The sequence below is a fragment of the Labilithrix sp. genome, assembly GCA_019637155.1.
GTDB lineage: Bacteria > Myxococcota_A > Polyangia > Polyangiales > Polyangiaceae > Labilithrix.
In genome coordinates this window covers 52,298-72,333 of record JAHBWE010000015.1, presented here as the reverse complement: position 1 = coordinate 72,333, position 20,036 = coordinate 52,298, and the positions used below count along the sequence as shown (strand labels likewise).

Here is a 20,036-nt window from a genome sequence, read left to right as displayed (position 1 = left end):
AGCTTCCGTATGCCCGCTCGGCCAGCACGGGTCATAACGTCATCCGGTCGCGTTCTCTCTTGCCACTTTGACGTACGCCCTCGTGGGCGGTCCGCTGCGTCGCGGCGGTCACGTGCGAGCGATTCGAACGCGAGTCTTCGCGCACGCTCTCGACGAGCCGAGGCGCAGAGGTCACCTCACCGCGCTCCCGGGAGGCAAGGCGGGCGCACCCGTCGGTACCCTCGCGGCGCTCGCGAACATCGCGAGCCTCGTCGCGTCGCTCCCACCCCCCGATGGTCCCACGACCACCACCGCAGCGAGACGCGTGCGACCGACGTCGTGAGGTGCTGCGTCTGCGTCCGGGCCGCGCCGAAAGGGAGCACGTTCCGGAGACCCGCGATACGCTCCGAACGACATGGCGATCCGCGACCGCGCGCCCGCACGAGCGCTCTGGAGCCGCGCGGCGATAGGACGGCTCGAGCTCATGCCGCTGATGCTCGTCGCTCTCGCGGGCTGTCATCGTCCCGCGCTCACGCCGGCGGGCGCGGCGGTCGTCGCGTCGACGTCGCCGCCTGCTCCGTCGTGCGAGCGCCTGGCCGACGTGCACGGTCGCGCCGGCGGCGTCATCGAGGGCTCGATCGTCGGCCTCGACAAGCCCGGCCTCGCCGCCTACGCGCTGAACGACCTCCGAAACGCGGCCGCGGCGCAAGGCGCCGACTACGTGTATCGCTCCGAGCCGACGTTCTCGGCCCCCTACGGCCACGTCACCCTCGCCGACTACAACGGCTACGCCTACCGCTGCGCGAAGTGAAGCTCACGCCTGACTTACTAAGCGTCGACTTAGTAAGTCATCGCAAAGCAACATGTCACCCATGCCGGTGAGAGACTTCATCGGGCGCCGCGCGGAGCTGGATGCTCGGCAAGACCGAGCTCCTCCTTCGCTTCATCGACAAGAAGCCGGGCGTGTACTTCACGGCGAGCAGCAAGCTGCGAGGGCCGCAGATCGCGAACTTCATGCGAGCTGCCGCGGAGTGGCTGAGGGTTCCTGCTCTCGCCGAGACGGCGCCCGCCACCTGGGAGTCGTCGTCGCAGCTGCGCCGAAGGGGAAGAAGCTGGTCATCGTCCTCGACGAGTTCCAGTGGCTGTGCGAGGCGAGCCCCGAGCTTCCTTCCGTGCTCCAGCGCCTCTGGGATCTCGATCTCGGGGAGTGCCGCTGGCAACGCCGTCCAGCGATCGCGCCCCGTGCGGTCCGCACGCTACCCCACCGGCGGTCGCACCATCCGCGAGCACGTCTTCGTCATCTCACGCCCAAAGTCCAAGCTCACGGGCGTCGCCATCCACGACCTCGCCGATCTGTACAACCCCGCAACGACCTCGCGCTGAACGCTCGGAGCCCTATCGGAGCGGGACACGGGGTTCGAACCCGCGACATCCAGCTTGGGAAGCTGGCACTCTACCAACTGAGTTAGTCCCGCAGAGTGAGGGGAGGCTACGCATTCGCGTCTGGCGCGTCAATCCGGGGGCGCTGGTAAGCTGGCAAGGCTCGGGTAGGGAGGGAAGAGGCATGAGTCACGTCCGTGCGCGAACGCTTGCGCGTCTGAAGCTCCTCGCCGGCGCGGGCGTTGCCGCGGCCGGTTGCCACGACTCCGGATACGGCGTCGTCGACCCGATGCCGCCGCCGAGCTACTACGCCCGGCCTCAGCCCACCGTGACGGCGTCGTTCGTGAAGCGCGCCGAGTCGGAGGCGTCCGGCATTCGCTTCCTCGAGGTCGCCCTGTCGTACGCGGAGGGAGACGTCACCGTCAGCGAGTGCGCGGCGAGCGACTCGACCGGCCAGCGACTGGAGGTGGTCGAGCGCGCGGCGACCACGAACGGACTTCGCTGCGTCCTGAAGGCGACGAAGGACCTCACCGAGGTCGTCACCCACTGGTCGACGAATCAACACGTCGTCGTCCTCGTCTTGACGGTCGCAGGCGAGGACGTCACGGTCCAGGTCCGGTGAAAGAAACGGCCCGGATCGCGCGAGGCGATCCGGGCCATTCCGCTTGCGCGGCGCTGCGGGCGCTTGCTCTTTGGTTCACCCCCGCAGCGTCGGCCCTCTAGGTCCGGGGCCGCGACGCGTCACCGAGCATGGCCCGTTCAGGTCATGCGGGGCGACGACGACCGTGCGCTGACGTGATCAGCGCATTCGTTACGTACGCTCTCCCGGATGAGAGCCACTACGATTCTGCATGATTTGCTTTTCCTCCTCCGGTCGTGCCGGCGTTCGCGGGCCCGACGGACGATGCCGTCGCCTCGCGCGAACGTTTCCTTGGTGGAGCGCTAGCTCCGGGGCCTTTGTCGCGCATGCGAAGGTGCTCCTCCGCCGGACCATCCGGGGCCTCGCGGTCCCGAACGCAACGGATGATTGGAGTCTAACACTCGAACATGCGCCAGCCAGGGCTCGGCGCGAGATTTCCTCGTGAGGTCATCAGTTCGACTCGGCCGGCTTCGTCATCTTCGCGGTGAGCTGGTACGAGACGACGCACGGCAGCGCGTCGTAACCGCCGCCCGTCGCGGTGAGCTGATCGTCGCAGCTCGAGCCCTCCGTCGGCGCGAACGTGTAACTGATGATGCCGCTGAAGCTCCGCACGTCCGCGGGGTCGGCCGCGGGACGCTCGTCCGCGCGCGCGAGCGCCATCGCGAGGACGTCGGTGCGCGCGATGGAGCACGCGGCGAGCTTCTTGCGCTCGTCGGCGGGGCGCACCTCGTGCACGAAGCTCGCCTTCATCGTGGTGCGGCCGCTGGCGTCGACCTCGCCTGCGATCGGCTGCGCGCCCTGGATCCAGTAGAGCGTGGAGCCGTCACGGTTCACCTTTACGTCGAACTCCCATGGGTTCGGCGGCTGGCCGCACGTGGTCTGCGTGAGCTGGCCCGTGACGCGGAAGGTCCCGACCGCCTCGCCGGGCTCGTACGGGTCCTTGCCGGAGCACGCCGCGATGACGGCGACGACGGCGGCGAGCGGGAGAAGTCCTCGAAGCCGGAGCATCTTCGACCGGTACCCAAGCCGGACCGGGTCGGCCAAGTTTGATACGGTCGAGCCATGGTTCACGTCGCGCTGGTGGGGCCCGAGATCGAAGAGAACCTGAGCCTTCGCTACATCGCCGCCGCGCTCTCGGAGCGAGGGCACACGAGCGACATCGTCGGGTTCAACGTCGACGGCGACTTCGCGCCCGCGCTCGAGCACGTCCTCGCGCGCAAGCCGGCGGTCGTCGGCGTGTCGCTCGCGTTCCAGTGGCGCGCCAACGACTTCCTCGCCTTCGTCGTCGCGCTGCGCGAGGGCGGCTTCACCGGGCACGTCACCGCCGGCGGTCACTTCGGCACCTTCGCCGCGCGCGAGATCATGACCGACTTCCCGGAGCTCGACTCGATCTGCGTGCAGGAGGCGGAGGAGACGTTCGTCGCGCTCGTCGAGCGCGTCGGCCGCGGCGAAGCGCTCGACGGGATCGCCGGGCTCTGGCTCCGCGACGCGAACGGGATCGCCTACGCGACGGGGCACCCCGCGCTGCCGGACCTCGCGAAGCTGCCGTGGCCCGATCGGCGCGGCGAGCCGGCGGCGTGCTTCGGGCACGCGATCTCGCCGCTCGTGTCGAGCCGCGGCTGCTACGCGAACTGCTCGTTCTGCTGCATCGCCGCGTGGCACGAGCAGAGCTTGCCGGGGAAGCGCTACCGCCTGCGCGACGTCGAGGACGTCGCGGCGGAGATGGTCGCGATGCAGAAGGAGCGCGGGATCGACGTCTTCGTCTTCCACGACGACAACTTCTTCGTCCCCGGTCACAAGAAGAACATCGAGCGCTTCAACGCGCTCGCCGACGCGCTCGAGCGCCGCGGCATCGGCGAGTTCGCGACGGTGGTGAAGGCGCGGCCGACCGACGTGACGCTGCCCGTCTTCGAGGTGCTGAAGACGCGGCTCAAGTGCATCCGCTGTTACATCGGGATCGAGACCGACGCGGACCAGGGGCTCTCCACGCTCCAGCGCTGGTCGCAGTCGAAGCAGAACCACCGCTCGATCGAGGTCGCGCGCGCGCTCGACATGTACTCGTGCTTCAACATGCTGCTCTTCGATCCCGACACCACGCTCGAGAGCATCGAGATCAACATCGCGTTCATGCGCTACGCGGCGGAGTTCCCCTCGAACTTCGGCCGCGTCGAGCTCTACGCCGGCACGCCGCTCCTCGCGCGCATGCAGCAGGAAGGTCGCGCGCGCGGCGACTACCTCTCGTGGGACTACACCCTCGGCGATCCGCTCGCGGAGCGCGTGTTCCAGCTCTCGATGCGCTGCTTCGAGACGCGCAACTTCGGCGCCGACGCGCTCGCGAACCGCATCATGGGGACGCGCTTCGACGTCGAGGTCTTCCGCCACTTCCATCGCGACCTCTTCCGCCCCGAATGGCTCGAGGAGGGCAAGGAGCTCTCGCGCGTGATGTCGCGATCGAGCGCCGACTCACTCGAGCGGATCGTAGAATTCGTGAAAAAGGGTAATCCTCTCTCGGCCGAGAACGAGCTCGTCGCGCGGGAGGCCACGTTCCTGCGCGCGGCGGAGGACTCGGTGCGCCAGCGAGCGGCCGATCTCGCGCAGGCGCTCCTCGACAAGGTCCAGCGTGGAAAGCCGCTCACGTTCCTCGGCGATCGCGTCGCGACGCCGCTCCAGCGCGCCCGGGAGGTCGCCGTCGCATGAGCACGAGCCAGCATCCGCCGAAGCGCCGCCTCGCGCTCATGCCCGAGGTCCTGCCCGCGCCGTCGCAGGCGCATCCGTCGAGCGTGCGCGCGCGTGCGCTCGCGCGGCTCAAGGTCCTCACCGCGGTCGGCGCCGGAATCGTCGTGAGCTGCGGCAAGTCGAAGGGCCTCGCCGACAGCCACAAGCCCGGCGATCCCGAGCCGTACGGCGTCGTCGATCCGATGCCGCTGCCGACGTGCTTCGACGGACCCCAGCCCACGATCACCGCGGTCTTCGTCGCCGGCGACGCGGGCGCATCGAAGAGCGCGAAGGGCGACGGAGGCCCGGTCCTCGCGGCAGGCGGGCGCCTCGTCGAGATCGACGTCGCGTTCACGCAGGACGACGTCGCGCTCGGCGAGATCACGCCGAACAACCTCAGCGTCGTCGAGTCGACGAAGCAGGGGAAGGGGATCCGACTCCTCGTGATGGTCCCGCCGCAGGCGGATCCGAAGGTCGCCTCGTCCCATGGGATCTCGATCGGCGCCTCGTGCGCGCGCGGTCTGACCACGATCCAGGTCTCGCTCTCGATCACGGGGAGCGCGATCGCCCCCTCGGTCTACGCGAACTAGGCCGCCGTGAACCCCTGGGACCTTCGCGCGCTGAGCCGTGCGTTCGGGGCGGCGGTGCTCGGGCTCGTCGTCGTGTGGATCGTCACCGCGGCGAGCGACGAGGGGCAGCTCACGGCCGGGGCGCGGGCGAGCCGTTCGCTCCCGCTCGCGCCGCTGTGCAGCGCGGTCGGCGCGGCGCTCGCGCTCGGCACCGCGCGCCTCCGCGAAGAGTCGCGCGCCTTCGAGGCGCTCGGGCGATCGCCCGCCGAGACGTCGCGCGCGGCGGCGATGGGCGCGGCGCTCCCGTCCCTCGTCGTCGCGATCACGATCGCGGCGGTGCCGGCGGTGGACATCAGCGGGTTCTATCCTCGCGCCGCGCACGCGGACGCGTTCGTGCTCACGCCGCAGGGCTTCGAGAGCACGAGCCTCGGCGTGCGCGTGGAGGACGACGGCGCCACGACGCCGCTCGAGCTGCCGCCGCCGGCTCCGGACGAGGGCCTCCCGCGCGGCGCGCGCTTCGCGGCGGCGGGGTCGACCGCGCTCGCGGGCCTCGCGCTCGCGCTCGTGTCGGCGCGGGCGGCGCTGCGGCGGAGCCTCCTCGACGCGCGGCTCCGCCGGCGGATGCGCGCGACCGCGTTCGCGGAGGCGATCGCGTGTGCGCTCTTCACGCTGATCCTCTTCCAGGCGGCCGCGGTGCGGCTCGTGCCGGCGGCGGCGGCGGTGATCCCGCCGCTCCTGCTCCTCGCGCTCGCGCTCGCGCGGCTGCGCTGGGACTTCGGCGGGATCGAGGACCGGCGGCTCACGTGACGTGGACGCGCGGCCCGGCGGCGTGGTCGATCCTCGTGCACGGCGGCGCGGGGGAGGTGGCGCCCGCGCGGCTCCCGCTCCACGTCGAGGGCTGCGCGCGCGCGGCCGCCGCGGGCGCGAACGTGCTCGCGGCGGGAGGCTCCGCGCTCGACGCCGTGCAGCGCGCGGTCGAGGCGCTCGAGGACGATCCGCTCTTCAACGCCGGGACCGGCGCGTGCCTCAACGAAGACGGCGTCATCGAGCTCGACGCCGCGATCATGGACGGCGCCGATCTGCGCGCGGGGGCGGTCTGCGCGCTGCCGCCGTTCCGGAACCCGATCGCGATCGCGCGGCGGGTGATGGATGCCTCGCGCCACGTGCTCCTCGCCGGCGAAGGCGCGGTCCGGTTCGCGCTCGCGCACGGCTTCATGCGAGCGGAGCTCGACGCGATGATCACGGAGCACGCGCGCACGCGCTGGGCCGCGGCGAAGCGGCTGCGGACGACGCAGGTCGAGACCGGCGGGACGGTGGGGGCGGTCGCGCGCGACGCGAACGGACACGTCGCGGCGGCGACGAGCACGGGCGGGATGGTGAACAAGCTCGCCGGTCGCGTCGGCGACTCGCCGCTCGTCGGCGCCGGCACCTACGCGGACGACGTCGCGGGCGCGTGCTCGACGACGGGCCACGGCGAGATGATGATGCGCGTGTGCCTCGCGAAGACCGCGGTCGACGCCGCGGGTCCACCCGCCGACGCGGTCCGCCGCGCCCTCGCGACGATGGAGGCGCGGACGCGAGGCACCGGCGGCGCCATCCTCGTCCGCCCCGACGGCTCCCTCGGCCTCGCGCGCACGACCCGCACGATGAGCTGGGCCGCCACGACGAGCGACGGCGACCGCCACTCGGGCGCGTGACCCGCGGCTCGTGCGCACCGGCTCGTGCGCACCGACTCGGGCGCGCCGACGTTGCGAAGGCGGCGAGCGCACAAAACGGTGCAAGCGCCGGAACGCGTGGGGCGTTCGGCGCTTGGCGGTCGGAGGTGGGGGCTCAGGCCTGGGGCTCGCTCTTGTCGGACTTGCGGTCGAGCGCGTCCTGCAGACCGCAACGAACGCGGGTCGCCCGCTTCACACGCTTCTTCTTGAGCGGCGTAGCCAGCCACTCGTGACGCTTCCTCATGCCCCAAATCGCGCGATTCGCCATATCGGCGCGGAACATGCCGAAATTCCGCCGGGGATGCAAGCGCGGCGTCGCACGACCACGCCGATTCAGCCCCATCACGCGCGACGTCGGCCGCCCGCGGCCTCGCGACTGATTCGGCGGCGGCCGCGTGTGGCCGTGAGGTCGACGATGGGTCAGTCGGGGATTGGGATGAGGTGGACGTCGAGGCGGATCGGGGAGGCGGCTTCGGTCGCTTCGATGACCTGGTCGTTGGGGAAGAAGCCGGCGGCTTCGACCGTCACGTGGTGTGGGCCGAGCGGGAGGGCGACGCCGCGGGCGGCGACGGTCTCGAGGCGGCCGACGAAGATGTCGTCGATCGTGACCGAGGCCTGCGACGGCGAGCCCGTCATGCGGAGCGAGACGCGCCGGACCTCCTTCGCCGGCCCGCACGACGCGACGGAGAGCACGAGCGCGAGCAAGAGCACGAGAGAGACGAGCCGCGCAGCGAAGGCGCCGGCGGCGAGGAGAGGACGCCGTAGGTGAGAAGGCCCACCAGCGCCCCACGCGATCACGCCGAAACACGAGACGACGTCGTGCGGGCCATAAAATGAACCTCGCGTCGCCATGTGCGTTTCGACCCCGCCCGGCGGTGGACGAAGGGGATCGGTGGAAGCTGCGGCCGCGGCCCCGCCCGGGTGGGGGAGGCGCGTCACTCCCATTCGATCGTGGCGGGGGGCTTCGAGGAGATGTCGTAGACGACGCGGTTGATGCCGCGGACCTCGTTGATGATGCGGTTCGACATGCGGCCGAGGACTTCGTACGGGATCGCCGCCCAGTCGGCGGTCATGCCGTCGACGCTCGTGACCGCGCGGATGGCGCACGTCTCCTCGTAGGTGCGGTGGTCGCCCATCACGCCGACGCTCCGCACGGGGAGGAGCGCGCAGAAGCTCTGCCAGATCTTGTCGTAGAGGCCCGCCGCGCGGATCTCCTCCGTCACGATGTGGTCCGCCGCGCGGAGGACCGCGAGGCGCTCCGGCGTCACCTCACCGAGACAGCGGATCGCGAGGCCCGGCCCCGGGAAAGGCTGGCGCCAGAGGATGTCGCGCGGCATCCCGAGCGCCTCGCCGCAGGCGCGGACCTCGTCCTTGAAGAGCTCGCGCAGAGGCTCGATGAGCTTCAGCTTCATGTGCTCGGGCAGGCCGCCGACGTTGTGGTGGCTCTTGATGACCGCGCTCGGGCCCTTGAACGAGACCGACTCGATGACGTCGGGGTAGAGCGTGCCCTGGACGAGGTGGGCGGCGTTTTTCACTTTGGCCGCTTCTTCATCGAAGACATCGATGAAGACTTTACCGATGATTTTTCGCTTTTGCTCCGGGTCGGTGACGCCCTTCAGCGCGGAGAGGAACTTCTCGCTCGCGTCGACCGGGACCAGGTTGAGCTGGAAGGTCTCGCGGAAGGTGGAGACGACCTGCTCGTACTCGCCCTGGCGGAGGAGGCCGTTGTCCACGAAGATGCAGGTGAGCCGCGCGCCGAGCGCCTTGTGGCAGAGCACCGCCGCGACGGAGGAGTCGACGCCGCCGGAGAGGCCGCAGATCGCGTGCTCGTCGGGCGCGACCTTCGCCTTCACCGCCGCGACGGCCTCGTCGGTGAAGGAGCCCGGCGTCCAGGTCGGATGGAGCCCGGCGACCTCGAAGAGGAACGAGGCGATCATGTCCGTGCCGCGCGGCGTGTGCACCACCTCGGGATGGAACTGCACGCCGTAGAACTTCTTGGATGGATCGGCGACGGCGCAGAACGGGGTGTTGCCCGACTCGCCGATGGTGGTGAACCCCGCCGGCATCGCGTCGACGCGGTCGCCGTGGCTCATCCAGACCTCGATCGACTCGCCCTTCTTGAAGCGGTGGAAGAGGCCGCTCGTGTCCGCGATCGCGAGCTGCGCGAGGCCGAACTCGCGCTTGGCGGCCTTCTCCACCTTCCCGCCGAGGAGGTGCGCCATGAGCTGCATGCCGTAGCAGATCGCGAGGACCGGGACGCCGAGCTCGAAGACCCGCTTGTCGACCGTGGGCGCGCCGTCTTCGTAGACGCTCGCGGGGCCGCCCGAGAGGATCAGCGCGCGCGGCTCCATCGCGCGGACCTGCTCGAACGTCAGCGTGCAGGGATGGATCTCGCAGTAGACCTTCTGCTCGCGGACGCGGCGCGCGATGAGCTGCGTCGTCTGCGAGCCGAAGTCGAGGATGAGGACCAGATCCTTCGCCATGATGACGCGGACCTACCACGCGCTCCGAGGCGCGACTACGGGGCTTGCGGCGGAGGTTGCTGCGGCGCCGGCGGGGGCGTATGCGCGAGCATCGCCTTGATCGCGTGGAGCGGACGCGGCGGGGCGCGCACCGCGCCGACCGGGCTGAACGCGAGCGTGAGGAAGAGGAAGAGCGACGCGAGGAGCGCGCCGCGCGTCGCCTCGGCCTTCGAGTAGGGATCGTGCCACGCGTCGCGAGCCTTCGTGAGCCAGTCGAAGGCGAGGACGAGCGGGGCGAGCGGGCAGACGAACGTCGCGAGGTTCGCGGTCGAGGCGGGCGCGTCGAGGACGGAGACCTCGCTCGCCGAGAACGTCGTGATGATCATCGCGATGCCGAACAACACGCCCGCCGCCGCGGCGGTCCAGGCGAGGCGCGTGCGCTCGATCATCGCGGCGCGCGCGCAGAGGCCCGCCGCGACGATGAGCGAGACGACGGTGAAGATGCCGCTCGCGAGCGGGGAGTCGCCGCGCAGCGCGTGGCCGACCGGCTGGCTCAGCGGCGGGACCAGGCCCGCGGCGAGGAACACGAAGACGGCCGGGACCGCGACGCGAGCGCCGAGCTTGAGGGTGTCGGTGAGCCGCCACTCGACCGGCGGGGCGACTCGTTCCTTCACGAAGTCCTGCGCGCGCACCGCGGGCGGACCGACGGGGCGCATCTCGCCGCCCGACGAGAGCGCCGGCGTCTTCGGGCGCGAGCGCGACGAGGTGAGGTCTTCGCGCGGGACCCCGGCGGGCCCGGGGATCGACACCGCCGGCGCGGCGCCGAAGAGGATCGGCGGGAGTGACGACGGTCCCGCTCCTCGCGCCTCCTCGCGATCGAGCGGGGCGAGCGGGGCGAGCGGGGCGAGCGGGCTGGGCGGTTCGAGGTCGAGGGCGTGGAGATCCAGCGCGGCGGGGTCTTCGACGCCGATCGAGCGGACGCCGGAGGGGTCGGGCATGCTCCGGAGGCCCGAGGGATCGCGGCTCGCGGCGATGGGGCGCTCGGCGGAGGCCGGCATCGGCACCTCGCCCGGGAGCGGGATGTCGAGCGAGTCGAGCTTCGCGCGCGCCGGCGGCTCGCTGCCGGGGGAGCTCAGCGTCATGAGCGGCCGCTTCGCCGGTCCGGCGTCGGCGGGGAAGGGGATGTCGAGCGAGTCGAGCTTCGACTTCGGAGCGGCGCGCGGGATGCCCGGCGCGTCGAGGGACGGGATGCGCGGGGCCGCGCGCAGCGGCGGCGGCGGCGCGGCGGCGGCGGCGACGGGCGCGTCGAGCGTGGCCATGCGCGTGGAGGAGGGGTCGCCGCGGAGCTTCTTCCGCGCGGCCTCGAGCGCGGCGCGCACCGCGGCGCCGTCGGCGTAGCGCCGCTCGCGATCGCGCTCCGTGCATTTTGCAATCACTTGCTCGACCTCGGCGGGGGCGTTTCGCGCGCGCTGGCGGAGCGGCGGCACCGGCGTGGTCTTCACCTTCTCGAGGACGGCGCCGGCGGTCGCGGCCTCGAACGGCGTCTCGCCGACCATCATCTCGTAGAGGATGACGCCGAGCGCCCAGACGTCCGATCGCGCGTCGACCTCCGCCTTGCTGATGATCTGCTCCGGCGCCATGTAGTGCGGCGTGCCGATGAGCATGCGCGCCTCTTTCGCGGAGCGCTCCGCGATGGTGGGGAAGAGGCAGGCACCGAAGTCGAGGACCTTGGGCGTGATCTTCGTCCCCGACTTCGCGAGGAAGATGTTCGCGGGCTTCAGGTCACGATGCACCACCTTCCGCGCGTGCGCGGCGGCGACCGCGTCCGCGACCGGGATCATGATCTCGAGCGTCTCCTCCGCCGAGAGCGTGCCGCCGCGCGCCTTCAGGTACTTCTCGAGGTCCTCGCCGTCGAGGAGCTCTTGCACGATGAAGGGGGTCCCGTCGTCGTCGCGCGAGACGTCGAACACGTCGACCACGTTCGCGTGGGTGACCGCCGCCGCCGCCCGCGCCTCGCGGAGGAAGCGGTTCACGTCGTCGTCGATGTTCGCGTACTCGGCGGCGAGGACCTTGATCGCGACCTTGCGGCCGAGCGACACGTTCGTCGCGCGGTAGACCTCGCCCATGCCGCCGACGCCGAGGCAGTCCTCGAGGAGGTACTTCCCGGCGAGGAAGTCCCCCTTGCGCTTTCCTTGCTTTGCGGCGGCGCCTCGACCCAAGACGTTCGAGGCGATTATAGAGCTGGCGGACGCGAACGAGCGCTCAGAACTTCGCGGAAAGTCCGGCCATCGCACCGCCCGCGACAATCCCTCCATCGAGCCGCATCCGGCCGAGGAAGGACTCGTTCTTGGCGGCGGTCTTCACCTCGGGCGCCTTCGGGCGCGTGAGGAAGAGGTAGGTGGCCACGCCACCGGCGATGAGGCCGCCGACGAGACCGATGTCCGCGATGATGAGCTTCGTCCGCGCGCTGTCGACCTTGTCGCTGTCGCAGTTCGGCTTGCAGTTCGACTTCTCGAGGTCGTCGACCTCGCCCTTGCCGGTGAGGCCCATGAACGCGAACGTGCCGAGGCCCACGACCGCGACGCCGGCGAGGATGATCGGCAACACGAGCGAGCCGCCGCCGGTGGGGTCGGGCGGAGGCTCCGGCGGAGGCTGCGGGCCGCCGCTCGAGAAGGTGACGATGATCGGACGCGCCTTCTCCGCGGCACGGAGGAGCACCTTCTCTTCCTTCACCGAGCCGTCCTTCGACTCGAACGTGAAGGTGTGCTCGCCGGCGTCGACGAGGATCGGCTTGCCGTCGAGCTTCTCCTGGACGGTGACGCCGTCCATCGAGACCTTCACGTCGGTGAGGTCGCCCTTCGCGTCGCGCGCGCCGAGCACCACCGTCGGCGCATCGCGATCGACCTCGGTGAGCCAGCGACCGCAGTCGCTCTTGATTGGTCCCGGACACACGTCGCGCGCGCAGATGAGGAGCTGCTCGCGCGCGCGGCGGTACTTGGCTTCGTCCTTCAGCTCCTGTGCTTGACCGGCGGCGGCCGCGCATTGCTCGGCATCGGATGCCGCGAACGCGATCGCTTCGGTGGCGAAGGTGGTGATCACCGTCGTCACGGCAGCCAGCGTCCAGCACGTACGTTGCCTCATCGAGTCCAGCCTCCAGCGTCGGAGGCTACAGCGTATAGGTCTCGATCGGACCGGAAAACTTACGTGATGCTCGGGCGACTGAGGCGAGCGAGCATCAGCGACGCGTCAGTAGCACCACGGTTTGTTGTACACCCGATGGCCGTTCCCATCGACGCTGTAGGGGGGATCGCAGCTCTTCGCCGGCGGCTTCGGCGGCGGCTTCGTGATGACGGGCGGCGGCTTGAACGTGACGACGGGCGCGGCCGGCGGCGCGGGCGTCTCGCGCGCCGCCTTCTCCGGCGGAGAGAGGAACACGATCGTGCGCTTCGGCTCGCTCGCGAGCTGATTGACCTCGCCGCGATGTGGACCCGCGAGCACGTTCTTCATCGCGATCGTGCCGAGCGTTCCGCCGATCGACGCGAGCAGGGCGAAGGCCGCGACGATGAGCTTCGGCGAGGTGCGCTTCGGCGGCGCCATGCTCACCGCCGGACGCGAGACCGAGATGCTCGAGACCTGCGAGTGCGGCTCGGAGAGGGGCTGCTTCGAGAGGCTGATCTTCGGCGGCTCGTTGGCGGCGTTGAGCGCGGCGACCTCGATCGCGCTGATCGTCTGCGCGCGGCGCGCGAGCTCGTCGCCGGAGACCATCTCGACCCACTCGCCGACCTCGGAGGGCGAGGCGAGGCCGATCGTCTGCTCGATCGCGAGCGCCATCTCGCGCGCGGTCGCGTAACGCATCTCCGGATCGCGCGCGAGGCCGCGGAGGACGATGCCGTCGATCGCGGGCTCGAGGAACGCGTTGTGGGAGCTCGGCGGATCGACGGTGCCTTCGAGCGCGCGCGCGAGGACGATCGCCTCGGTCTCGCCGTCGAAGAGGCGGCGACCGGTGAGCATCTCCCAGAGCACGACGCCGGCGGCGTAGATGTCGACTTGCTTGTTCACCGGCGCGCCGGAGAGCTGCTCCGGCGGCATGTACGCGATCTTGCCTTTGACCTGCCCGTCGCGCGTGGTCTGGAGTCGGCCCGCCGCCTTGGCGACGCCGAAGTCGAGGACGCGCGCGGTGCCGTCCGCGCCGACGAGCACGTTCTGCGGGGAGACGTCACGGTGCACGATGCCGAGCTCGCGGCCGTGCTCGTCCTTCGTCTGGTGCGCGGCGTGGAGGCCGTGGAGGACGGAGGACATGATCGTGGCCGCCACCTTCGGCGGCATGAGGACGTTCTTCTGCGCGGCGGTGCGGAGGAGCTTGGAGAGCGCCTCGCCGGCGACGTACTCCATGACGATGAAGATCTCGCCATCCACCGTGACGACGTCGAGCGTCGGCACGACGTTGGGGTGACGGATGCGCCCGCAGAGGCGCGCCTCGTCGAGGAACATCGTGACGAACTCGGGGTCCTTCGCGAAGTGCGGGTGCAGCCGCTTGATCGCGACCGTGCGCGAGAACCCGACCGGCCCGCTCAGCCGTCCGAAGTGGACGGTGGCCATACCGCCGGACGCGAGCTCTCCGTAGAGCACGTAACGACCCACCGCGCGCGGGGTCATCTGAGCGTCGGCAACGCCGTGCACGAATGGAGACTAACCCGAGACGCACACGCAGGACGCAATCGTCCACGCAGAATGGCGCGGATTTGTACGCGACGGGAGCGTGGTGTGGTCATCTCCGCGCGAAGCTGCGTCGTGGTCGGTTCTCAGCGCACGCCCGTCGAGCCGAAGCCACCGCTTCCGCGCGTGCTCTCTTCGAGGGACGGGACCTCGATGAACGCGGCGTGGACAATCGGCCGCGGAACGATTTGAACGATGCGTGCGGGCAGCTCGAGGTCGCGCGCGTTTTCGTCGACCTTGATGAGGGGGACGAGGACCTCACCGACGTAGGTCCGGTCGATGACGCCGATGCTGTTGGCGAGCATGTAGCCCGTCTTCGAGATCGAGCTTCGAGGCACGAGGTCGAAGTACCACCCGTAGGACGGCTGAATCTTCACGCCCGTCCGAAAGAACTGGACCTTGCCGACGCGGTGCCCCGCTTCGAGGAGCATCAGGTCATAGCCGGAGTCGGAGGCATGCGCCTTCGTTGGAGCGCGAGCCTGGTCGAGGCACTTCACCCAGCGGAACGAGAGCTCGCGTCCATGGTCGCCGGTCCCACTCAAGCTCGGCACCCAGGCCGCCCAGTCCTCGTAGAGACTCCGCTTGCGAACGAGCGCGGTCGGTGCTCCCTCGTAGATGCGCGCCATGAAGTCCAGCGCGTTGTTGCCGGCCCACTCGATGTGCCGGCGACCGCGATGACATGGAATCGCGCAGAACGTCTCGATCGCTTCGAGGAGCTTCTCGGACGTGCTGGCGATCGTGCATCGCGGGTACGGCGTTCCGTTCTTCTTCCCCGCTCGGGGCGAGGAGACAGAGCCGTCGCCGTCGAAGAAGCCGCGGACGAAGGCCCACTTGAGAGCGTCGGTGGGGAGCGCCGGAAAGCGGACGACGGCATCCTTCTTTCCGGGGGTGATGCCGAGCCACCGACACACATCTCGAACGATCGCCTTGGACGAGAACGAGAGGCCACGCAGGAGAGTGCCCTTCTTGGGCCGAATCGGCAGCGCTGGGCACACGGCGTCGCGTAGCTGCTCCAGGACGTAGGCGTCCTTCTGATGGATGTAGATCGAGATCGACCCGTTCTTGTGGATCGAGCCGTCGCTCGCGATCCAGCCGAGCAGATATGCCTTCGCATCGCTGTCGATCGTCGCAAAGAAGTCGTCGTCGAGCGGGTTGTTTCGCCCCGAGGACTCGAGCACGACCCTGCGGGGTTGTTCTCGCGGCGAAGCGGACTCTGGCAACTCAACCCTCGCCGCGCTTGATCTGGTAGCCGCGGATCTTCTTGTGGAGGTTCGTGCGCTCGACGCCGAGGACCACCGCGGTGCGGGAGATGTTCCAGCCGGTGAGCTTCAGGGTGTCGACGATGTACTTGCGCTCGGTCTGCTCGCGGTACTCGCGGAGGGTCAGGTACTGGCCGGGGACCGGCGGGCGCGCGGTGGACTCCGTGGCGTCGTCCGGCTCGTCCTCGTGCGTGGCGGGCTCCTCCGGGGTCGAGGTGTCTTCGCCGAAGGGGGACTCGTGCGGGTCCTCGGGGAGGTCCGCGATCGTGACGCGGTCGCCGCTGAGGATGGCCATGCGCTCGACGACGTTCTTGAGCTCGCGCACGTTGCCGGGCCAGCGGCGCGCGACGAGGGCGTTGATGACGGCGTCGTCCATCGGCTTCGGCTTCGTGCCGTTCTCCTTCGCGAAGCCCTGCATGAAGGCGAGGGCGAGGAGCGGGATGTCCTCGACCCGCTCGCGCAGGCTCGGGCTCCGGAGCGGGAACACGTTGAGGCGGAAGAACAGGTCCTCGCGGAAGTTGCCGCTCTCGACGCCCTTCGCGAGGTCCTTGTTCGTCGCGGCGAGGACGCGGACGTCGACGTGGATGACGTGCTCGCTCCCGACGCGCGAGATCTCGCCGGACTGGAGCGCGCGGAGGACCTTCGCCTGCGCGACGAGGTCCATGTCGCCGATCTCGTCGAGGAAGAGCGTGCCGCCGTGGGCCTGCTCGAAGAAGCCGCGCCGCTTCGACTGCGCGCCGGTGAAGGCGCCCCTCTCGTGGCCGAAGAGCTCGCTCTCGATGAGCTCGCGCGGGATCGCGGCGCAGTTCACCTTGATGAACGGCGAGTCGGTGCGCGGCGAGAGGCGATGGATCGCGCGCGCGATGAGCTCCTTGCCGGTGCCGCTCTCGCCGGTGATGAGGACCGAGGCGCGCGTCGGCGCGACCTTCTCGATCTCGTGGAAGAGGCGCTGGACCGGCGCGCTCTTGCCGATCATCTCGTACTTCGCGAGCTGCTCGCGCGAGATCGTCTCGAGCGCGCGCTTCGTCTGCGCCGCGTCGAGGACGTTCTTCACGCTCACGAGCACGCGCTCGCGGACGAGCGGCTTCTCGAAGAAGTCGCTCGCGCCGAGCTTGATCGCGTGGACCGCGTCGTTCACGGTCGCGTGGCCGCTGATGACGACGATGGGGAGGTCACGCGTCGCCTCCTCGCGGCGGACGCGCTCGAGCGCCTCGAGCCCGCTCATCTGCGGGAGCTTCACGTCGAAGATCGCGAGGTCGACCGGCTGGGTGGGGGAGGCGAGGATCTCGAGCGCCTGCTCCGCCGTCTCCGCCCCCACGACCTTGTAGCCCTCGCCCTCGAGCACGAGCTGCAGCGTGCGGCGGATGTTCTTCTCGTCGTCGACGACGAGGATCGTCTTCGCGCTCGGCGCGCCCTCGGCCGCGGGCTCTTTCACTGGAGCTCCTTGAAGCGCGTGTCGGACGCGAGGATCGCGGTCGCGAGGGCGAGCGCCTCCTCCGCGAGCTTCGTCCCGGTCACGTCGTCCTTCTTCGTCGCGCGCCCCACCTCCGCCGCGGGCCGGCCGGCCGCGTCGGCGAGCGCGAAGCGCGGGCCGCTCGCGCGCGCGCGGTACTCGAGCGAGACCGCGTCGCGATCGGCCTCGGTCGTGTCGTCGGACCAGCGGCCGAGCACGACGTCGAAGCGCGCGGTGCGCTCGGCGTGGCCCTCCGTCCACTCGACGAAGTAACAAGCGCGCGGTCCGCCGTCTTCGTAGACGAACCCCCACGCCGTGCGCTTCGTCTTGCCGCAGCACGCGCATCGACCGGAGCTCTTCATGGAGGCCGGCTCGATCTCGATCATCCCGTGCAACCTAGCACCAACGGAGCGCGTGGTATCTTCTCGACATGGTCGCCAACCCGTCGCACTGGAGCGTCGACTTCGAGGCGTACCTTCGCTACGAGCTCGAGGCTGAAAAGAAGCATGAGCTGATCGACGGCGAGATCGTCGCGATGGCGGGTGCGTCGCTCCGGCACAACGTTCTTTGCGGGCGCGTTCACGACGCGATCCGTCCCTCGCTCGGTGACGGCCCCTGTCTCCTCGAGCGCTCCGATCAGATGCTGGCCGTCGACACGACGCAAAAGGGATGGGTCGCGTACTATCCCGACCTGGCCGTGTACTGCAGCGGAGCGGTCCATCCCCAAGCCTCCGAAACGCGCGTGAATCCATCTCTCCTCGTCGAAGTGACGAGCAAGTCGACCGAGAAGAAGGACCGCGGCGTGAAGCTCGAGGACTACCTGCAGATCCCGACGCTCGAGGAGTACGTCATCGTCTCGCACAAGCGGCAGGAGCTCGCGGTCTGGACGCGCGGTGCGAGCGGATGGGCGCAGCAGCTCGTGACCACCGGCACGCTTCGCCTCCGCTCCGGCGCGAGCATCGACGTCGATCGCCTCTTCGCCGATCTGCCGGCGCTCTCAGAACGATAGGCCCACCAGCACCTGGTGCGTCGAGAACTTCGGTCGCAGCACGTCGAGGGCGAAGCCGTAGGAGAGCTCGAGGGTGGCGAGGTGGAGCACCGCGGTCGCGAGCGGTTTGACGCCGCCGCCGCGGATGTCGATCGTCTGCGAGGCCAGCGCAGGCGCGCCCTCCGGCGTCGTCGCGAGGGTGAGGCGCGTCTGCTCGCCGCGGTCGAAGGTGCCGAAGACGCCGCCGGCGAGCGTGAAATAGGTTGGAAACGCGTAAGGAAGGAAAAGCATGCGGTAGCCGATCGTGAGCTCGCCGAAGATGCGGCGGATCGAGCGATCGGTGACGGGGCCCGGGACGTCGGAGACGTCGCCCTTCCCGGCGAAGGCGAGGCCGAGGCGGGTCGTGAGCGCGATGCGGTCGTAGCCGACGACGCTGCCGCCGAGGTAGAAGCCGATGTACGAATTCGCGTCGACGAGCACCGCGAGGCCGAGCGCGGCGTCGCGCGGGATCCAGCGGCCGCGGTACGTCGACTCGCGGGCGTGCGGGACGAGCTTCTGCAGGTGCGTCACCGGCACGCCGAAGCCGATCCGCGACTCGAGGAGCTTGTCCGCGACGCCGACGACGCGGCCGTCGCAGGTCAGCATCGGGCCGCCGGAGTTGCCGGGGGAGAGGACCGCGTCGGTCTGGATGAACGCGTCGCTCTTCGCGCTCACGATGCCCTGCGAGACGCTGAAGTTGAGGAGGCCCTCGAGCTCGTCGACGTAGCGCGCGACGTCGCCGTACGGGTTCCCGATCGCGAGGATCGGCGAGCCGATCGTGACGCTGTAGCGCGGGACGAGCGGCGGCGCGTCGGTCGCCTCCGCGAGCTCGAGGAGCGCGAGGTCGTGGCGATCGTCGACCGCGACGACCTCCGCCTTCACCTGCTTGCCGTTCGGGAACTCGACCTTCAGCTCGCGCCCGAGGTCGACGACGTGGAGCGCGGTCGCGACGTGCCGGCGCGAGTGATAGACGAAGCCGGTGCCGAGCGCGCCGTCCGGCCGCGTGATGCGCACGACGCTCGGCTTCGTCGCCTTGTAGACGTGCTCGATGAAGGCCTGCTCGCACGGCGGCGCGCGCTCGCCCTCCACCGCGCGTGGAATGGGGATGGGCGCGGGGTGGCGGGGCTTCGGCGGAGTCGGAGGCGGAGTCGGAGGCGGCGGGTTCGCGGGGAGCTCCACCTGCGGCGGCTCGTCTTGCGCGGAGGCGGCGCCGCTCGTGAAGAGGCCGCTCGCGAAGAGACCGAGCGCGAAGGCCGCGGCCCGCAGGCTCACACGCCGCGCTCGCGCATGTACGCGATGTAGTTCTGCGCTTGCACCGTGAGCGGGCTCTTCGGATAGTCGCGGAGGATCATGTCGAACTGCTCGCGCGCCTCCGGGTACTTCTTCATCTTGAGGTAGACCTCGCCGAGGAGGAGCAGCGCCTCCGCCTCGAGGCCGGAGTCGATCGCCTCGCCGGGATCGCGGAGCGACGGGCCCGACGCGAAGTTCCGCATCGCGTACTGCACGCGGTAGACGGCGGCCTGGAAGTTGTCGCGGTTGAGGTAGAAGCGCGCGACGTAGAGCTCGTGGCGCATGAGGCGCCCCGTCACCTCGGCGAGGAGCTCTCTGATCTTCGCCGTCTCGGGCGCGGAGGGGTAGTCGTGGACGTAGCCCTTCAGCTCCTTGAAGGCGTCGAGGATGATCGCCTGATCGCGCTCGTCCGCGCTCGGGAGCAGGAACGACTCGTTGATCTGCTTGTACTGCGCCTCCGCGATCTTCGAGCGCGCGTACGCGACCTCCTCCGGGTCGGAGCGGTGGTCGTGGACGAACTGGCGATAGCCGCGGATCGCCTCCGCGAACTTCTCCTGCTCGAAGTCGGCGTCGGCGATGCGGAGCTCGGCGAGCTTCGCGTACTTCGAGTAGTGGTACTTCCGCTTCACCTCGCGGAAGAGCGCCTGGCTCTCGATGTAGTTGTGGTCCTGCAGCTCCTTGAGCGCCTCGTTGTACGCGCGCTGCGCGTCCGCGGTGTAGCTCAGCGACGTGCGCGCCTCCGGCGTCTCGCAGCCGGCGACGCCGCCCACGAACGCGGGGGCGAGGGCGACGAGGACGACGCGGAGCGGCCGGAACATCGCGGAACCGTTT

19 protein-coding genes and 1 tRNA gene are annotated in these 20,036 nt (G+C 70.0%); 8 read left to right on the top strand and 12 right to left on the bottom strand.

All coding sequences use genetic code 11. From position 1 onward, the window contains the following. The first annotated feature begins 394 nt into the window (after positions 1–394). Together KF837_29655 and KF837_29650 are read left to right on the top strand one after the other, a co-directional pair. The gene (locus KF837_29655; protein MBX3231526.1) at positions 395–790 is read left to right on the top strand and encodes a DUF4156 domain-containing protein; all 396 of its coding nucleotides are present in this window, start codon (positions 395–397) and stop codon (positions 788–790) included. A gap of 431 nt (positions 791–1,221) precedes the next feature. Then, positions 1,222–1,362 (top strand): hypothetical protein, encoded by a 141-nt coding sequence (locus KF837_29650; GenBank protein MBX3231525.1) that lies wholly within the window; start codon positions 1,222–1,224, stop codon positions 1,360–1,362. A gap of 19 nt (positions 1,363–1,381) precedes the next feature. Here the strand turns inward: KF837_29650 and KF837_29645 are convergent. Further along, positions 1,382–1,454 (bottom strand) — tRNA-Gly (locus tag KF837_29645). 89 nt (positions 1,455–1,543) lie between these two features. On the opposite strand from KF837_29645, the gene KF837_29640 reads away from it, so the two are divergent. Continuing rightward, complete coding sequence (locus KF837_29640) at positions 1,544–1,981, top strand: hypothetical protein (GenBank protein ID MBX3231524.1); 438 nt, start codon at positions 1,544–1,546, stop codon at positions 1,979–1,981. 468 nt (positions 1,982–2,449) lie between these two features. Here KF837_29640 and KF837_29635 read toward each other — a convergent pair whose 3' ends face one another. Next, positions 2,450–3,007: a hypothetical protein gene (locus KF837_29635; protein MBX3231523.1), complete on the bottom strand. Its 558-nt coding sequence runs from the start codon at positions 3,005–3,007 to the stop codon at positions 2,450–2,452. A 54-nt stretch (positions 3,008–3,061) separates the two neighbouring features. Here KF837_29635 and KF837_29630 point away from each other — a divergent pair, with 54 nt between their 5' ends. The 4 genes from KF837_29630 to KF837_29615 are packed head-to-tail and all read left to right on the top strand — an operon-like array spanning position 3,062 to position 6,980. Beyond that, positions 3,062–4,696, top strand: a complete 1,635-nt coding sequence (locus KF837_29630) for a cobalamin-dependent protein (protein ID MBX3231522.1) — start codon at positions 3,062–3,064, stop codon at positions 4,694–4,696. Further along, the gene (locus KF837_29625; protein MBX3231521.1) at positions 4,693–5,304 is read left to right on the top strand and encodes a hypothetical protein; all 612 of its coding nucleotides are present in this window, start codon (positions 4,693–4,695) and stop codon (positions 5,302–5,304) included. The genes KF837_29630 and KF837_29625 overlap by 4 nt, the downstream gene beginning before the upstream one ends. Positions 5,305–5,310: 6 nt before the next feature. Beyond that, positions 5,311–6,090 (top strand): hypothetical protein, encoded by a 780-nt coding sequence (locus KF837_29620; protein ID MBX3231520.1) that lies wholly within the window; start codon positions 5,311–5,313, stop codon positions 6,088–6,090. Continuing rightward, positions 6,087–6,980 carry an isoaspartyl peptidase/L-asparaginase gene (locus KF837_29615; protein MBX3231519.1) on the top strand — a complete coding sequence of 298 codons (894 nt, stop codon included), beginning with the start codon at positions 6,087–6,089 and terminating at the stop codon, positions 6,978–6,980. The genes KF837_29620 and KF837_29615 overlap by 4 nt, the downstream gene beginning before the upstream one ends. Positions 6,981–7,113: 133 nt before the next feature. Here the strand turns inward: KF837_29615 and KF837_29610 are convergent, their stop codons facing one another. From KF837_29610 to KF837_29575, 8 genes are all read right to left on the bottom strand, one after another. After that, on the bottom strand, positions 7,114–7,281 hold the full coding sequence (locus tag KF837_29610; protein ID MBX3231518.1) for a hypothetical protein: 168 nt from the start codon (positions 7,279–7,281) through the stop codon (positions 7,114–7,116). 137 nt (positions 7,282–7,418) lie between these two features. Next, positions 7,419–7,709: a hypothetical protein gene (locus tag KF837_29605; protein ID MBX3231517.1), complete on the bottom strand. Its 291-nt coding sequence runs from the start codon at positions 7,707–7,709 to the stop codon at positions 7,419–7,421. Between the two features lie 224 nt (positions 7,710–7,933). Further along, positions 7,934–9,481 carry a glutamine-hydrolyzing GMP synthase gene (gene guaA, locus KF837_29600; protein ID MBX3231516.1) on the bottom strand — a complete coding sequence of 516 codons (1,548 nt, stop codon included), beginning with the start codon at positions 9,479–9,481 and terminating at the stop codon, positions 7,934–7,936. A gap of 35 nt (positions 9,482–9,516) precedes the next feature. Next, positions 9,517–11,679, bottom strand: a complete 2,163-nt coding sequence (locus tag KF837_29595; GenBank protein ID MBX3231515.1) for a serine/threonine protein kinase — start codon at positions 11,677–11,679, stop codon at positions 9,517–9,519. A gap of 43 nt (positions 11,680–11,722) precedes the next feature. Further along, on the bottom strand, positions 11,723–12,568 hold the full coding sequence (locus KF837_29590) for a hypothetical protein (GenBank protein ID MBX3231514.1): 846 nt from the start codon (positions 12,566–12,568) through the stop codon (positions 11,723–11,725). Between the two features lie 138 nt (positions 12,569–12,706). Beyond that, on the bottom strand, positions 12,707–14,140 hold the full coding sequence (locus KF837_29585; GenBank protein MBX3231513.1) for a serine/threonine protein kinase: 1,434 nt from the start codon (positions 14,138–14,140) through the stop codon (positions 12,707–12,709). 122 nt (positions 14,141–14,262) lie between these two features. After that, the gene (locus tag KF837_29580) at positions 14,263–15,354 is read right to left on the bottom strand and encodes a hypothetical protein (GenBank protein ID MBX3231512.1); all 1,092 of its coding nucleotides are present in this window, start codon (positions 15,352–15,354) and stop codon (positions 14,263–14,265) included. 43 nt (positions 15,355–15,397) lie between these two features. Continuing rightward, positions 15,398–17,233, bottom strand: a complete 1,836-nt coding sequence (locus tag KF837_29575; protein MBX3231511.1) for a sigma-54-dependent Fis family transcriptional regulator — start codon at positions 17,231–17,233, stop codon at positions 15,398–15,400. 85 nt (positions 17,234–17,318) lie between these two features. Here KF837_29575 and KF837_29570 point away from each other — a divergent pair, with 85 nt between their 5' ends. Beyond that, positions 17,319–17,897 carry a Uma2 family endonuclease gene (locus KF837_29570; protein ID MBX3231510.1) on the top strand — a complete coding sequence of 193 codons (579 nt, stop codon included), beginning with the start codon at positions 17,319–17,321 and terminating at the stop codon, positions 17,895–17,897. On the opposite strand, the gene KF837_29565 is transcribed toward KF837_29570, so the two are convergent. Both KF837_29565 and KF837_29560 read right to left on the bottom strand, forming a co-directional pair. Beyond that, positions 17,886–19,187 carry a serine protease gene (locus tag KF837_29565; GenBank protein ID MBX3231509.1) on the bottom strand — a complete coding sequence of 434 codons (1,302 nt, stop codon included), beginning with the start codon at positions 19,185–19,187 and terminating at the stop codon, positions 17,886–17,888. The genes KF837_29570 and KF837_29565 overlap by 12 nt on opposite strands. Then, positions 19,184–20,023: a tetratricopeptide repeat protein gene (locus KF837_29560; GenBank protein MBX3231508.1), complete on the bottom strand. Its 840-nt coding sequence runs from the start codon at positions 20,021–20,023 to the stop codon at positions 19,184–19,186. The genes KF837_29565 and KF837_29560 overlap by 4 nt, the downstream gene beginning before the upstream one ends. Positions 20,024–20,036: the final 13 nt, after the last annotated feature.